Below are 14,883 nucleotides of genomic sequence, written 5' to 3' on the forward strand. Positions count from 1 at the left end.
CATGAAACTGGAGCATTGGAACGCACTCCTGGCCACGCAGCGTCGCGTGCGTCAGCTCCTCGACCGGGCACTGCCCGCCGAGCCCGCCCCGGGTGCGCGCCGGCCGCAGGGCAGGGTGGGGCCGGAGGCGCTGGGCCATCTGGAGCAGGCGCTGATGGTGGAGCTGGAGCGCCTGCGCGCCGCGTTCGGCGCGGACATGCGCCCGGACGAGGTGGAGGATCTGATCCGTCCCTTCGTCTACTTCCTCGATGAGTGGGTGCTGCGGCGGCTGGCGGACGCGGAGCAACATCTCTGGCCACTCCTGCAGCAGAACCTGTTTCAGGTTGATGCAGGCGGAGACCTCTTCTACGACTTCGTGGAAGAGAAGTTGCGTCGCAACGATACCCCCTCCATCGTCTTCGAGATGATCCGCTTTTGCCTGGCTGCGGGCTTCACGGGCCGCCTCGTGGGGCAGCCGGAGCGCATCCGCGAAATCAAGGACCGCATCTCGCAGCGCATCCCGCAGCCGGCGGCCATGGCGCCGTCCGCGCCGGTGGTGCCCGCGGCGGTGCCCACCGTCTATGACTTCCCGGTGCACTACTACGCCGTGACGGCGGCCATCGTGCTGGGGTTGCCCATCTTCCTGTGGTGGGTCTCCAATTGAGGCCCTTCCCGACACACGACGCACGGCCTCTCGCGCCGGCGCCCAAGGCTCCGCCCAAGACGCTCGCGCTGCTGGACGCGCTGGAGCAGCAGGTGGGCTCGGAGCTGGGGGCGCTGAAGGAGGGCGTGCAGCCGCTGCTGGACTCCGTGCGTGAGGGCCTGGTGGCGTTGGATCCACCGGGGGATGGAATGCTTCCGTCGCCGCAGGAGCAGGAGAAGCTGCGCGCGAAGCTGACGTCCACGCTGGAGGAGGCGGAAGACGTCTTGGAAGCCCTCCAGTTGGCCGTGAAGCCGGGCGGAAGGAGCGGCGGCTGACGTGGGCGCGATCCAGTCCATGCTGGCGGCATTGAAGGCCCACTGGGTGCTCGTGTTTGGCATCGTGGTGGTGCTCGCGGCCATTGGCGTGGGCGTGACGCTCTGGTGGCGCAAGCGGCAGCAGCGCGGCCCGTCGCTCGCGGGCGAGCAGAAGCCGCTCGGGTCCGGGCAGCTGCTGGCCATCCGCAAGCAGTTCCTGGCGAAGCTGCCGTGGCGCTTCCGCGCGTCCGTGCGGGACTTCCCCACGCTGGTGGTGCTGGGCCCGGCGGGCAGCGGCAAGTCGGACCTCATCGAAGCGGAGGTGGACTGGGAGCGGCAGCAGCGCCAGTTCATGCCCAGCTACACGGACGACCCGCTCCTCAAGATGTTCCTGGGGCCGGAGGTCGTGGTGCAGGAGCTGGCCGCGCCCGTGCTGGAGGACGACTCGCGCCACGCGCGGCGTGCGCTGCGCCGGCTGTGGAAGGCCACCTTCGGGCGCCGGCACGTGGGCCGGGCCGTCATCGTCCTGAAGGTCAACTGGCTGCTGGAGACGTCTCCGGACGAGGTGAAGCGCGTCACCCAGCTGCTGCGCGGCAAGGTCAATCTCTTGTCGGAGGTGTGCCAGTCGCCCGTGGAGACGCGGCTGGTCCTCACGCACATGGACACGCTGGACGGCTACGCGGACTTCGCGCAGCTGCTGCGCCAGAACGGCGTGCCGCTGGAACTGACGGTGCCGCCGCCCGGCAGGGAAGGGGAGCTGGGGGAAGCGCTCCAGCCCATGGAGAAGTACCTGGCGCTGGGGCTCACCTCGCTGGCGCCGGACGCGTTCGAGCGGCTGGCGGCCTTCTACTCGCGCGGCGGCGAGGCGTTCGCTGCGCTGGGACGCTTCGTGTCCACGCTGTTGGAGGGCGGCTCGCTGGCATACCCGCTGAAGCTCCAGCGCGTGTACCTGTCCTCGGGAGGGGCGGATGCCCGGCCCACCGGGGCGCTGGCGGTGCAGGCGGATCAACCGGCGGAGCTGCTCGTCCGGGACTACCGCTGGACGCACCTGCGCCGGTGCGCGGCCATCCTCGCGGTGGGGTGCCTGCCGGTGCTGCTGGCGTACGGGCACTTCTACCGGCTGCTCCTGCGCGCGCAGGACAAGCTGGACGCGTTCCAGGTGACGGTGCAGCGGCTGGAGGATCGCAACCAGAGCGTGTCCGGCTCCGTGGTGGAGTCCCAGACGACCGACGCGGTGAAGGCGATGGAGGACCTCTGGGGCGCCACGCGCTACTGGCCGCCCCTGGCCCACAGCTTCACCGACGAGTGGGAGGAGCTGCGGGCGCGGCTCGCGCGCAGCATCCGGATGTCCTACCTGAAGCCGATGCTGGAGAAGTGCCAGGACCAGTGCCGGCGCTGCCCGAGCCTGATTCCTGGCTGCCAGCCCGCGCCCGCCTTCGCCAGCCGGGGCACGCGCGCCACGCCGCTGATCCCGGCGCCCTCGGTGGATGACAGCTGCCACCTGGAGACGCTGTGCCGTCCGGAGCAGGTGCTCTACACGCTGGGCGTGCTGTACGCCTCGCGCAATGAGGCCCTGGGCCAGTTCGTGCTGCGCAGCGTGCAGGGGACGAACAAGAAGCAGCTGGGGTGGACGACGGAGGCCTTCGGGCTGAGCCTGGCCAGCACCGACCAGGAGCACAACTGGCTGGAGGCGATGGGCCTGGCGGAGCCGATGATCGCCAACTACGTCATCGCCAGCGACAAGCCCTTCGACGAGAACGTCCCCTGGACTCGCTGGCCCTTCGCCTGGCTGACGATGGACGGCCTGCTGGGCCCGTGGCGCGACCACTTCATGCAGCTGCAGGACACGCTGGCCGCGAAGGAGCTGGATCTGGCCCGGTGGCGCGCGCTGGCGGACGACCGTGAGCGCCTGCGCGCCTTGCTGGCGGAGAGCGCGCCGTACAGCTCCGCCCGCAAGGTGATGGACCTCATCAACGCGTCGGACGCGGAGCCGGACGCCAGCCAGCTGAAGGGCGTGGGCAGCCTGTTGGACTCGCTGGACTGGCTGCGCCAGAACCGCCAGACGCTGGAGGCCATCCTGCGCATGGAGGACGAAACGGACGCCGCCCTGCGCGCCGCCGCCCGCATGACGCCCGCGGAGCTGCTCACCCGCGCGGACGGCCTCTTCGCCCCCAGCGACGGTGACGCGCGCTACCAGGTGGAGGTCCTCCGGCGCGACTTCGTGTTCCGCCCCATGGACGTGTCGCGGCAGCTCTTGGACAAGACGCTGCGCTCGCTGAAGGAGACGGGCCGCACGCCGTTCAACGCGGATTCGTTCAACCCGCGCGCGGGCGAGACGACGTCGGAAGTGGCGACCGAAGGGGTGGGGGACGACGACACGGAGTTCACCAGCGGGACGCTCCCGGTGGTGGGCAAGGTGCTGGGCAAGGCCGCCTTCGAGGCGCAGCTGGCACCGCTGGTGGACGAGTTCACGGAGCGGCTCGCCAAGTCCAGCCTGTCGCGCGAGGAGGCCGTGGAGCGCGCCACCTTCGTGCAGGGCAAGGTGCAGACCTTCGCGAAGCGCTACGGCCAGGACCTCTACGCGACCTACCGGGGCTACCGCTTCCGCACCACGCCGCGAGGTTCGCTGTCCAGCGACCTGTCCGTGCTGCTGCAGCCGTCGTCACCGCTGGAGGCGATGCTGCGCGACGTGGCCACCCGCGCCGGCGTGGGTCCGCTGGAGAGCGAGTACTACGCGCCCATGCGCGACGCGGTGGCGCCCTTCAAGCCGATCGTGCAGCTGATGACGCCGGACAAGAGCGGCGCGATCGTGGAGCTGGCGGCCTACACCACGCTGGTGTCGCAGCTGCAGCAGGAGCTGTCCGGCGTGAAGCCCGCGGCCGCGAAGCCCGCGGCGCCCAAGGACCCCGCGGCGCCTGGAGCCGCTGGCGCGACGGCGTCCTCGGCGGGGTCGCAGCTGGCGGAGATGTTGTCGCCGGTGGGGCGCGTGGCGCTGAGCATGCTGCTGGAGGAGGAGGACTCGTATCTGCGCCGGGTGGACGCGTGGCTGGATCAGCACGGCCTGGTGGGCGAGTTCCGTCAGCCGTTCCGCCAGCCCTTCATCGTCGTGCGCAACCGGGGCCGCGCGGAGCTGGAGCGCGTCATCGCGGAGCAGTGGACCTATCAGGCCCGCCGCACGCTGGACCCGCTGGTGAAGCGCTATCCGTTCAACCCCAGCGCGTCGCAGGAAGTGGACCCGGTGGAGCTGGAGGTGCTGCGCCGCAAGGACGGGGCCTTCTGGGGCTTCGTCACGCAGGTGCTGGCGCCGGTGGTGGAGGAGCGCGGGACGGACTGGTCGGTGCGCTATCCGCTGAAGTCCCGGCTGCTGCTGCCTCCGCGCATGCTCTCCGCGCTGGGCCAGCTGGGCCGCCTGTCGAAGCTCCTGTGGGACGACGAGGGCAAGGCCCGTCCCATCGCCATGCAGGTGCGGCCGCTGCCGCTGCCGACGGCGCCCACGCCGGACAGCTTCGTGACGCTGTCGTTCCTGAAGTGCGGCGGGGCGGCGTCATTCGGCTTCAACCAGCGGCCGGCGTGGGGTGAGTTTCCCCTGAGCTGGTGGAGCCCGCAGCCGTCGTCCATCGGCGTGGAGCTGCGCTCGCCGCAGCGGGATGGAAAGCGCTACCGCTCCATGGAGATGTCCGAGTCGTCCTGGAACTGCTTCCGCCTGCTGGAGTCCGCGACGCTGACGGACCAGTCGAACGTGGTGTGGGTGCTGCCGGGTCGCGGGTTGGCGGCGAACGAGAAGGTGCTGGAGATCAGCTTCGGGTTGCGCGGCGAGCCTTGGGCGCCATTCCGTGGGGTGGTGCCATGAAGGACAGGGGCGTGAGGCTGGCGGCGGGGCTGGTGACGGCGGTGGTGGTGGGCAGCTGCGCGGCGCCCAGCCTGACGGTGAACGTCAACGCGCCCGCGGGCACCAACCAGGGCCGGCCGCTGTACATGCTCATCCGCACGGTGTCGAAGACGTCGATGACGGAGGGCTACGCGGACGTCGCGGCCAAGGTCATCAGCCCGGACGACTCCGTGCTCCAGACGGTGGTCATCTACCCGAGCCGCACGAAGCAGGTGAAGATTCCCCTGCCGCCGGAGCAGGCGGTGGCCGTGAGCTTCCTCTTCACCACGCCCAACGGCGCGTGGCAGGCGCTGCTGGATGTGCCGGTGCCCAAGACGGTGGACATCGAGCTGCAGGAGAGCCGCATCCGCACGGACCTGCAGAAGAGCCTGTCCGCCCAGGACTCCGCGCCGGCCCCGGTCGGCCCTCCGAAGGCCCCGGAAGCGCCCAAGGCGCCCGAGCCTCCGGTGACCCTGGCCTCGCCCAAGTAGAAGGACTCAGGACGCGAGCGCGTCCAACTGGGGCCCCAGCGCGTTGAGCGCGGACGTCACCCGGCCGTTCGCCGCCGTCACTGGCTTGGAGAAGGCGCCCCCCTGGAGCTGGGTGCCAATCGCGTCGAGAGGGGAGAGGAGCTGCGGCTTCTGCCCCGTGGCCTGGGTGGAGATGGAGTCCACCTGCGTCTGGGCGCCTGTCTTCAGGCCCTCCGCGCGCTGCTTGAAGGCCGCGAGCGCCGAGTCCGCCTGGGTGGCGAGCGACGTGTCCGCGCTCTTGCGAGCCTGCTCCAGCGACGTCAGCCCGGCCGCCACGGACGTCTTCGTGCCCCCCAGCTGCGAGTCCAGCCGGCCCTTGGCGGACGTCACCTGGCCCTCCGCTGAGTCCCGCGCCGTCTGCATGGCCTGCACCGCCGCGTCGATGCCGGAGCCCACCTGCGCGTCCAGGGCCTCCAGGCGCTGGGGCACCTGCGTGTCCAGCGGCGTCACCCGGGCGGCGACCTGCTGCTTCATGGTCTCAATCTGCTGCACGCCCTGGTCCTTCACGGTGCCAATTTGCGTGACGGCCGCGGCGACAATCTGGCCCACCTGCGCGGTGGCCTGCTCGATGCCCTGGAGGATGGACTGGGTGAGCGTGCCCATCTGCGTCACGGCCTGCGTCGTGGCCGCGTCAATCTGCGTCTGGGCCTGGGTCTGCACCGTCTCCACCTGCGACACGATGGTCTTCTGCACCGCCTGGAGCTGCGTGCCCACTTGAGAGGAGAGGGTGCCCAGCTGCGTGGTGATCTGCCCCACCACCTGGCTGATGCCCTGCACCGCGGGGTTCACCAGTGGCTTGGGCAGGTCCGCGGCCGGGATGGCGTCCAGGAGGCCCATGGCCCGCTCCAGCAGCGACTCCAGCGAGCCGACGATCTGCTGGAAGAGGGTCTGGAGCTGCTCGAGCATCTGCGGCAGCGCTTCGAACAGCGCCATCACCTGTTGCTTGAGGGCGCTGACGGTCGCGACCAGCGTGTCCAGCGTGGTGAAGGCCGCCTCCAGCGTGGCCTTCAGCGGCGCCTTGACGGTCTCCACCGCCGTGAGCGCGCCCTGCACCACGCTGTCGATGGTGCCGCTCACCGTCTTGATGGCGGTCTCCACCTGCTTCTGCACCTGCTCGATGAGCTTCTCCACCGCCGTGAGCTGCGCCGTGACGCTGGCGACCTGTCCGCCAATCGTCTTGCCCAGCGTGTCCAGCGCTCCGTCCGCCTGCGTCTTGCCCGCCGTCAGCGACGGGGCCACCTGGGTGTCCAGCGGATCCACGATGGCGGCCGCCGCCGCCGCCGCGGCCATCAGCTGATCCACCAGCGTCTTGCGCTGGCCCTCCAGCACGGACTGCTGTTGCTTGTGGGTTTCCTTCGCCGTGGTGCCCGCGTTGAGGATCTCCTGGTGCAGCGTCTTCAGCGCGCTCACGGGGTTCTTCACCGCGCCGTCCAGCGTGGAGGTGAGCTGGGTGCTCCGGCCCGTCGCCGCGTCGCGCGACGTGGTCAGCCGCACCAGCACCGCCGCCAACGCCGCCGTGAGGGTGGACCCCACGCCCGTGAGGTCCTGCGTGAGCTGCGAGCGCGTTTGATCAATCAGCGCGTAGCCCTGCGCGCGGCGGGCCTCCGTCTCCTCCTTGGAGCCCTTGCGCTTCGCGAGCTTCGCGTCGAAGGACTTCTTGTCCGCGTCGCACTTCTGGGCCACCTGCTGCTGGAGCGCGGTGAGCTGCCCCTGCGACGACTCCACGGACGACTTCGCCTGCGCCTCCATCCCCTGGCTCTTCGCCGTCGCTTCCTTCCCCAGTGACTCCGCCTGCGTGCGCGCGGTGGTGCTGGAGGCGGTCAGCGTCTGCTGGTGGCCCGCCACCTCCGTGGCCAGCGCGTCGAAGCGAGGGGAGGGGTCCGCCAGCGTCACCTTCGTCGCGTTCACCTGCGTGAGCAGCGCTCCCAGCGACGCGCTGATGGAGGGACGGAGCGCGGCAACCTGCTCCACGACGCCCTGGGCCAGGGTCTCCACTTCGCCCTTCGCGGTGGCGAGGCGCGGCGTGATGCCGGAGCCGAAGCCCTCCACGGTTGCCTTGTGCTTCGCCACGGTGGCGCGCAGTTCGTTCATTTCAGCCCCGCGAGCGCGGCCTTGGCTTCAGCGGCTGCGCCGGAGAGCGCGCCCGTCTGGCCATCCACGCCGTTGAGTGCGCCAGTGAGTTTGGCGCGGGATTCAGCGGCCTTGCCCTTCACCTGGGCCTCCGCGGCGGAGAGGGCCGCGCCCGTCTCCTCCGTCGCCGCGTTCAACTTGGAGTTCACCGCCGCCGAGGACTCCTTGTACGCCGCCGTCGCGTCGCTCACCGCGCCGTCCACGCCCGCGGTGAGATCGCCCTTCGCCGTCTCCACCTGCGGCGTCACGTCGTACGTGGGCGTGGTGGCGGCGCCGCCGGGGTTCTCCTTCGTCTGGATGAGCAGGTGCCCTTCCGACATGCGGATGATCTCCGTGTCGTTGGAGTTCACCCGCCCCAGGTTCCACACCGGCTTGTTGTCCTTGAAGTCGTGCGTGAGCGCCGTCTGGTTCGCGCCGTTCTTGCCGAAGAGGATCTGATCGCCCTGGCTGTCCTGGGGCATGCGCACGCCTTCGCCCCAGTCCAGGAAGCGGTGCAGCGCCGCGTGGTCGAAGTGCAGCGCCACCAGCACCCGCTCGTTCTTGTACGGCGGGAAGTAGAACTCCCCCGGGAACTCACCGGGCTCCGCCGGCACGCTCACCGTCTTGTTCCACAGGGGAATGGCCACCCGGTAGTTCGTCACGGACGTCTTCTGATCATCCACCTGCAGGTAGATGCGGTCCGTGGCCTCGCCGCCGGGGCTGTGCATCTTGCCCTCGACGTAGATGGGGTAGCGGGGCGGCCGGTACGCGGGCAGCTCCGGCACCGGATCCGACTTCTGCTCCAGCAGCACGGACAGGGAGACCGTGTAGCCCTGCATCGTCTCCTGCTGCCCGTCGTGCGGGCCGGCCTGGAGCCCCACGCCGTCGAAGGCCAGCTCCGCGACGCGATGGTCTTCCCCCAGGCCCGTGAGGTCCGGGCTCCACCGCCCGCCGTCCAGCTTGATCAACGCCCCCGGGTGCAGCGCGATGGGCGGCACGTCGGAGAACGTCAGCCGCAGCCGCCGCTTGCGCACGCGCAGGCGTCCCTTCTCCACGGACTGACGCTGCTCCGCCTCCGTCGCGATGGGCGTGCGCACCAGCATGTCGTGCTGGATGCCCGCCACCGCCTGGGACTGCTCCAGCGCCACCGTGGTCGCCCCGGCCCCGAAGCCGTTGAGCACCCGCGTGCTGTGACGGATGACGGGCGGCATCTCCACGTCCACGCGCGACACGTGTTTGCGGCTGAGCCCGGTGACGGTGCCCGTGGCCGGCTTCTTCGCGGAGAAGGTGTACGTGTCCTTGGGGCTGTCGTACGTGAGCACGCCTCCGCGCGTGTCCACGAACCAGAGGACGAAGTCGTAGAAGCTCGCGGCCGCGTCGTCGTCCCCGATGCCCAGGCACACCAGGGCCTGCTTCGCCTCCAGCGCGTCCCAGTCGTAGGTGAGCAGCAGTCCGCCGGGCTTGTGCGCGTCCAGCAGGTCCGACAGCTTCTTCGCCGTGTGCAGCTCCACCGGGCGGTGCTGCTTCCAGAGCACGCGCGCGGGGTCTTCGAAGAGGACCGTGTACTGGCGGAAGGCCACCGCCACGCTGTCCTTGTTGCCGTGCGCGGTGCCACCGACGCGCTTCTCCGTGACGATGCCCTGCACCACCAGCGGCGTGGGCGGAGGGTTGAAGACGCCGGACAGCGCCAGCCGCACCCGCACCAGGTCCGGCTTGCTGAACGCGGTGAACAGCGCCGCGTCCGCCTTCTCCAGCGAGGTCCAGAATGTCAGCTCGCAGCTGAAGCCCGTGGGCGTCATCCGCAGCGAGAAGTCCCGCACCTGCCCACCGGGAATGGCGAAGGCCTGCTCGCCCGCGGTGACGGTGAGCTCCAACTTCAGTTTTTCGGAGAAGAGGAGCGTCATGCCGTGTTCACCGGGCCTTTGCCTGGACCTCTTCGCGGGTCAACGCGCCCCGGGCCTCCAGCGCGTCCATCATCGCGCGCATCACGCGCGCCTGCTGCGCCACCATGCGCTCCAGGTCCGCCACCTGCTGCGTGAGCGCCTCCACCTTCGACGCCAGCTCCACGTCGCGCACCAACGGCGGCGGGGTGGGGGGGCGCGGGGGCGCGGCGGGTTCGGCCTGCTGCGGCGGGGCCAGCTCGAAGGTGGCCTCGTCCATGCCGAAGCTCAGCGGCGTGGCGGCCGTGGAGGTGATTTCGCCGTGGTAGTGGTGCCGGATGGCGCGCTCGATGGAGGACGCCGTCGCCACCACCACCTGGAGCTTCTGGCCGGAGTGGAAGGCCAGCTCCTGGAGGGACTCCACGTTGGTGGGATCCGACGTGGCCACGGTGAGCGTCTTGGAGCCGGACTCGTAGGCGATGGGGAAGACGGTGTAGCGCTCGGCGATGTCCACGCGCAGCGCCTGGAGGGCGTTCGGGACGGGGACGTGCGTGTCCAGGTTCACGGTGGGGATGGCCAGCTGCCGCGACAGGGCGTGCACCATGGAGCTCTCGTCCACGACGCCCATCTGCACCAGGGTGAGGCCCAGCCGGCCGCCCCACTTGCGCTGCTCGGCGAGCGCCGACCGCAGCTGGGTTTCAGTGAGCAGGCCGGCGTCCATCAGGATCTCGCCCAGCCGCCGCTTGCGGTTGGGGCCCGGGCCGGGAGGAACAGAAGGGGGAGGATTCACGGCCGGGCAGCATATCAGTGCCGGACAGTCCCCAGGCCTTCGGTGGGTCACAAACAGGCCAGGGGGACGGGGATGGGCTAGCCTGGGGCCCATGGTGCGAAGCCGAAGCGTCCTATTCGCCGCAGTCCTCGTCGCCTTCACCGCCGGTTGCGCCTCCCAGCGCCTCTCCGGCGCGGACCTGGACCGGGTCCAGCGGCCCGCCTTCATCTCCCGCATCGAGGACGGCGCGGGCCCCAAGAGCAAGGTGTTCCAGGAGGACAGCGCGTACTCCGACAAGCTCAAGAAGCTGGAGCCCAAGGAGGCGGACCGCCGGCTCACCGTGAAGCTGCAGCAGGCGGTGACGCGCTTCGAGCTCTCCGAGCGCCTGCGCGTCACCACCCTGTCGCGCCTTCCGGAAGAGGCCCCCTGGACGGACGCGGTGGACCCCGCCCGGGTGGCGTCCGCGCTGGAGAGCTTCCTCGTGGAGGAGGTGCCCGCCAACGCGCCGGACTACGACTTGATGGCCCCGCTGGGCGCGGACACCATCGTGGAGTTCGTCATCCAGGACTACGGCATGCGCAGCGATGACGGGCACGCCGGGGCCTACCTCAAGGGTTACGGGCGGATGTTCCGGGTGGACGGGCGCTCGGAGCTGTGGCGCCGGCCGTTTGATCTGGACGCGGTGGAGCAGGGCGCGCAGCACCTGGATCCGTTCAAGGTCGGCAAGGAGCCGGAGCTGTTCCGCCTGGCCATGACGGCCCTGTTGGACAAGGTCGCGGACATGTTCGTGAAGGACCTGACGCCCAACAACCGCAAGGGCGCGGCCCCTGCGGGCAACACCGCCCCGGACACCGTGCCCTCCGCCGTCACGCCCGCGCCGCCCACGCCTCCCGAGCGCCAGCTGCCCCCGGGCGAACTGCCGGATCCGGACGCCTAGAAGAGGGCGTGCTCCGCCAGGAGCACACCCAGGCCCACGACGAAGCTGATCAGCGTCACGGGCACACCCACGCGCAGGTAGTCCACGAAGCCCATGCGGACCTTGCCGCGCGCGGCCTCGAAGACGATGAGGTTCGCCACGCTGCCCACCAGCGTGAGGTTGCCCGCGAGCGTGGAGCCCAGCGCGAGCACGTGCCACGCCAGCTCCGGCTCCTGCATGGTCGGCACCCACGCGCGCGCGAGCATCACGAACGGCACGTTGCTGAAGAGGTTGGACGCCACCAGCGTCAGGAACGCGAAGCCCAGCGTCTCGCGCCACGGCGGCCCGGCCATCAGCGGGGAGAACACGTGGCGGATGTCCTCCGCCCAGCCCGCCTTGTTCACCCCGTACACGACGACGAAGAGGCTGGCGAAGAAGAGCAGCAGCACCCAGTCCACGCGCTCCAGGGCCTCGCGCGGTTCGTGCCCGGACAGGGACATCACCAGCACGCCGCCCGCGAGCGCGCTCCAGCTCATGGGCAGGCCGGCGAAGAACGCCACCACCACGCCCAGCAGGACTCCCAGCCCCAGCGCGAGCAGCCGACGGTCCACCTCCAGCGGGGGCGGGTGCGTGTCGAAGCGCGCGGACGGCAGCTCCTTGCGGAAGAGGTAGAGCAGCGCCAGGGCGACGATGACGGTGGAGAGGATTGCGGGCAGGGCCATGTACGCGGCGAACCGCGCGTAGCCCAGGCCGGACGCGCCCTGGATCAGCATGTTCTGCGGGTTGCCGGTGAAGGTGGCCACGGAACCGCTGTTGCTGCCCATGCACACCGCGAGCAGGTACGGCACGGGCGGCAGGCGCGCGTCCTCCACCACCACCAGCACCAGCGGCGTGAGGAACAGGCACACGGTGTCGTTGACGAGGAACGCGGACAGGAACGCGCTCACGAACGTCACGGCCACCAGGAGCAGCCGCGGCGTGTGCGCGACCTTGAGGGCCTTGGCCCCGGCGGCGCGGAAGAAGTTCGCCTGCGCCAGGTACACGGCCAGCAACATCATCCCCAACAGGAGGACGATGGTGTCCATGTCGATGGCTTGCTGGTTCCGGTCCGAGCTGTGACCGAAGACCTCCGCGGGCGTGACGGCCCCGGCGACGACCATCAGCGTGGCGCCCAGCAGGGCACCTCCGGGACGGTCCAGCTTGATGAAGGGCAGCCTCGCCCCGGCGATGAAGATGTAAGTGAACAGGAAGATCGCGAGCGCCACGGGCGCGGGACAGTAGGGTCCGCGCCTCGGCCCCGTCGAGGTCCCCTGGAGCCGCCTGCCCAGCAGGGAATCGGGCCGGCTACTGTCGGGTGGGAATGTGGGTGATGGGCCCCCAAAAGACCGCCGTGGTGGGTCCTGACGCGCGTTGTCCTTCCGGGTACACGTCTGTACAGTGGCCGGCCCTATGAAGCCCGAGAAGGAAACCGAGGCCTTCTCCGGCCCGCGCCGCACGCCGTGGTCTGGGGCTCGCGGGCTGGACGCCGTCCTCCAGGGATGGCGGACGGACCGGCAGGTGTGGCCGAACATCGTCCATGACGCCGTGACCCCCGCTCGCGCTGGCGTGTTCGCGCCGATGCCTGAGGGGTTGGCTCCCCAGGTCCGGGACGCGCTCCAGCGCCGGGGCGTGGAGCAGCTCTTCTCCCATCAGGCCGAAGCCTTCGAGCGGGCCCGCGACGGGGAGAGCCTGGTCATCGCCACGCCGACCGCGTCCGGCAAGAGCCTCTGCTACAACCTGCCGCTGTTGGATCGCTTCGCGCGCGAGCCGGAAGCGCGGGCGCTCTACCTGTTCCCCACCAAGGCCCTGTCGCGCGATCAGGAAGAATCGCTGCGCGCCTTCATGCGCGAGGCGGGCCTGGGCCACGGCGCCATCACCTTCGACGGTGACACACCGGGGGACGCGCGCCGGGCGGCACGTGAGCGCGCGGGCGTGGTGCTCACCAACCCGGACATGCTGCACACGGGCATCCTTCCGCACCACGCGAACTGGGCGCGGCTGTTCTCGAACCTGCGCTACGTCGTCATCGACGAGTTGCACACGTACCGGGGCGTCTTCGGTTCGCACCTGGCGAACGTGCTGCGGCGGTTGCAGCGGGTGGCGCGGTTCCACGGGGCATCGCCCACGTTCATCCTGGCGTCGGCGACCATCGGCAATCCGAAGGCGCATGCGGAGCGGATGCTGGGGCGCGAGGTGGCGCTCGTGTCGGAGAGCGGGGCGCCGTCCGGTGAGCGCCGGGTGTTGGTCTACAACCCGCCCGTGGTGAACGCGGAGCTGGGCATCCGCGCCAGCTATCTCAAGAGCGCGGTGCGGCTCACGTCGGACCTGGTGCGCGCGGGCGTGTCCACGCTGCTGTTCGGCCAGTCGCGCAACAACGTGGAGGTGATGCTCAAGTACCTCCGTGACCGGTTCGTGGAGGAGAAGCTGGACCCGTCGCTCATCCAGGGCTACCGGGGCGGCTACCTGCCGGGCACCCGCCGCGCGACGGAGGCCGCGATGCGCGCGGGCGAGGTGCGCTGCGTCGTGGCCACCAATGCGCTGGAGTTGGGCATCGACATCGGTTCGTTGGACGCGGTGGTGTGCGCGGGCTACCCGGGCTCCGTGGCGGCGCTGGCGCAGCGCTTCGGCCGCGCGGGCCGGCGAGGCATGGGGAGCCTGGCGCTGCTGGTGACGTCCAGCGCGCCGTTGGATCAGTACTTCGCGGCGGATCCGCGCGCGCTCACGGGAGCGCCGGTGGAGCATGCGCGGATTGATCCGGACAACGTGGAGATATTGGTCCAGCACCTGAAGTGCGCGGCGTTCGAGCTGCCCTTCGAGGAAGGGGACGCGTTCGGCGACGTGCCGGTGGAGAACACCACGGAGGCGCTGGACTTCCTCACGCAGCACCAGGTGGTGCACCCGTCGCAGGCGCCGGAGGGCGGGCGTCGGATGTTCCACTGGTCGTCGGACGCGTATCCGGCGCACCACGTGTCGTTGCGCAGCGTGGGCTGGGACAACGTGGTGGTCATCGAGCGCGGCACGGACAAGACGCTGGCGGAGATGGACTTCCGTTCCGCGCACACGCAGCTGCACGAACAGGCCATCTACCAGCACGACTCCGAGCAGTATCAGGTGGAGATGCTGGACCTGGAGAACCACAAGGCGTTCGTGCGGAAGGTGGCGCCGGACTACTTCACGGACGCGATGACGAACGTGCGCGTGAGCGTCATCCAGGAGGACCAGGGAGCGCCGCTGGGGCCCTCGCTGCACGCGGGCCTGGGCGAGGTGTCCGTCATCGAGAAGGTGGTCGGATACAAGAAGATCAAGTTCCACACGCACGAGAACGTGGGCTACGGCGACGTGCGGCTGCCGGAGATGCAGATGCACACGTCGGCGCTATGGCTGACGGTGCCGGAGGCGGTGGTGCGGAGCATGGACGCGCCCCGGCCCGCGGTCATCGACGCGCTGCGAGGCCTGGGTTCCGCGCTGCGCACGGTGGCGTGCGTGGGATTGATGAGCGACCCGCGAGACCTGGGCCGCACGCTGGGCAGCAAGGACGAGCCGGACGGTCCGCCGCGCAAGGAAGGCGGCGTGGGCTTCGATCCGACGCTGTTCCTCTACGACAACGTGCCCGGAGGCGTGGGGCTGGCGGCTCGGCTGTACGATCAGCGCGAGGAGCTGCTCCTGCGAGGACGCAAGCTGCTGGAGTCGTGTCCGTGCGAGGACGGGTGTCCGGCGTGCATCGGTCCTGCGGCGGGTGGGCAGCCGGGGAGCGCGCCGTCGGGGTCGCATCCGCGCAAGCGTTTGGCGTTGGACCTGCTGGCGGCGCTCGGCGTCGCCGGGGTGCAGTGAGGAGC

General features: G+C 70.3%; 10 protein-coding genes. 6 read left to right on the plus strand and 4 right to left on the minus strand.

Translation table 11 applies throughout. From position 1 onward, the window contains the following. Position 1 precedes the first annotated feature (1 nt). From GTZ93_RS28540 to GTZ93_RS28555, 4 genes are read left to right on the plus strand one after another with little or no spacing between them, the layout of a single operon-like run. Positions 2–643: a DotU family type IV/VI secretion system protein gene (locus GTZ93_RS28540; protein WP_120579040.1), complete on the plus strand. Its 642-nt coding sequence runs from the start codon at positions 2–4 to the stop codon at positions 641–643. Then, positions 640–957 carry a hypothetical protein gene (locus GTZ93_RS28545; RefSeq protein ID WP_257979252.1) on the plus strand — a complete coding sequence of 106 codons (318 nt, stop codon included), beginning with the start codon at positions 640–642 and terminating at the stop codon, positions 955–957. The genes GTZ93_RS28540 and GTZ93_RS28545 overlap by 4 nt, the downstream gene beginning before the upstream one ends. A gap of 1 nt (position 958) precedes the next feature. Then, on the plus strand, positions 959–4,786 hold the full coding sequence (locus GTZ93_RS28550; RefSeq protein ID WP_139919254.1) for a type VI secretion IcmF C-terminal domain-containing protein: 3,828 nt from the start codon (positions 959–961) through the stop codon (positions 4,784–4,786). Next, entirely contained in the window at positions 4,783–5,295 is a 513-nt protein-coding gene (locus GTZ93_RS28555) for a hypothetical protein (RefSeq protein WP_120579054.1), read from the plus strand. Before GTZ93_RS28550 ends, GTZ93_RS28555 begins: the two co-directional genes overlap by 4 nt. A gap of 6 nt (positions 5,296–5,301) precedes the next feature. Here the strand turns inward: GTZ93_RS28555 and GTZ93_RS28560 are convergent, their stop codons facing one another. From GTZ93_RS28560 to GTZ93_RS28570, 3 genes are read right to left on the minus strand one after another with little or no spacing between them, the layout of a single operon-like run. Beyond that, entirely contained in the window at positions 5,302–7,425 is a 2,124-nt protein-coding gene (locus GTZ93_RS28560; RefSeq protein WP_139919253.1) for a coiled-coil domain-containing protein, read from the minus strand. Beyond that, the gene (locus GTZ93_RS28565) at positions 7,422–9,347 is read right to left on the minus strand and encodes a hypothetical protein (protein ID WP_139919252.1); all 1,926 of its coding nucleotides are present in this window, start codon (positions 9,345–9,347) and stop codon (positions 7,422–7,424) included. Before GTZ93_RS28565 ends, GTZ93_RS28560 begins: the two co-directional genes overlap by 4 nt. A 7-nt stretch (positions 9,348–9,354) precedes the next feature. After that, a complete protein-coding gene (locus GTZ93_RS28570; RefSeq protein WP_315967368.1) occupies positions 9,355–10,113 on the minus strand; it encodes a GspE/PulE/PilB domain-containing protein in 759 nt (252 codons plus the stop codon). Between the two features lie 91 nt (positions 10,114–10,204). On the opposite strand from GTZ93_RS28570, the gene GTZ93_RS28575 reads away from it, so the two are divergent. Further along, entirely contained in the window at positions 10,205–11,029 is an 825-nt protein-coding gene (locus GTZ93_RS28575; protein ID WP_180946121.1) for a hypothetical protein, read from the plus strand. Here GTZ93_RS28575 and GTZ93_RS28580 read toward each other — a convergent pair. Continuing rightward, positions 11,026–12,273, minus strand: a complete 1,248-nt coding sequence (locus GTZ93_RS28580; RefSeq protein ID WP_139920336.1) for an ArsB/NhaD family transporter — start codon at positions 12,271–12,273, stop codon at positions 11,026–11,028. The two genes, GTZ93_RS28575 and GTZ93_RS28580, sit on opposite strands and share 4 nt — an antisense overlap. A gap of 184 nt (positions 12,274–12,457) precedes the next feature. Here GTZ93_RS28580 and GTZ93_RS28585 point away from each other — a divergent pair, with 184 nt between their 5' ends. Continuing rightward, a complete protein-coding gene (locus GTZ93_RS28585; protein ID WP_180946120.1) occupies positions 12,458–14,878 on the plus strand; it encodes a DEAD/DEAH box helicase in 2,421 nt (806 codons plus the stop codon). The last annotated feature ends 5 nt before the right edge of the window (positions 14,879–14,883 follow it).

Source organism: Corallococcus exiguus (assembly GCF_009909105.1).
Taxonomy (GTDB): Bacteria; Myxococcota; Myxococcia; order Myxococcales; family Myxococcaceae; genus Corallococcus; species Corallococcus exiguus.

What these genes read in the sequence shown, in the direction of transcription:
- GTZ93_RS28540 (WP_120579040.1), top strand. Translation starts at nt 2, where the DNA reads ATGAAACTGGAGCATTGGAACGCACTCCTGGCCACGCAGCGTCGCGTG.
- GTZ93_RS28555 (WP_120579054.1), top strand. Translation starts at nt 4,783, where the DNA reads ATGAAGGACAGGGGCGTGAGGCTGGCGGCGGGGCTGGTGACGGCGGTG.
- GTZ93_RS28560 (WP_139919253.1), bottom strand. Translation starts at nt 7,425, where the DNA reads ATGAACGAACTGCGCGCCACCGTGGCGAAGCACAAGGCAACCGTGGAG.
- GTZ93_RS28565 (WP_139919252.1), bottom strand. Translation starts at nt 9,347, where the DNA reads ATGACGCTCCTCTTCTCCGAAAAACTGAAGTTGGAGCTCACCGTCACC.
- GTZ93_RS28575 (WP_180946121.1), top strand. Translation starts at nt 10,205, where the DNA reads ATGGTGCGAAGCCGAAGCGTCCTATTCGCCGCAGTCCTCGTCGCCTTC.
- GTZ93_RS28585 (WP_180946120.1), top strand. Translation starts at nt 12,458, where the DNA reads ATGAAGCCCGAGAAGGAAACCGAGGCCTTCTCCGGCCCGCGCCGCACG.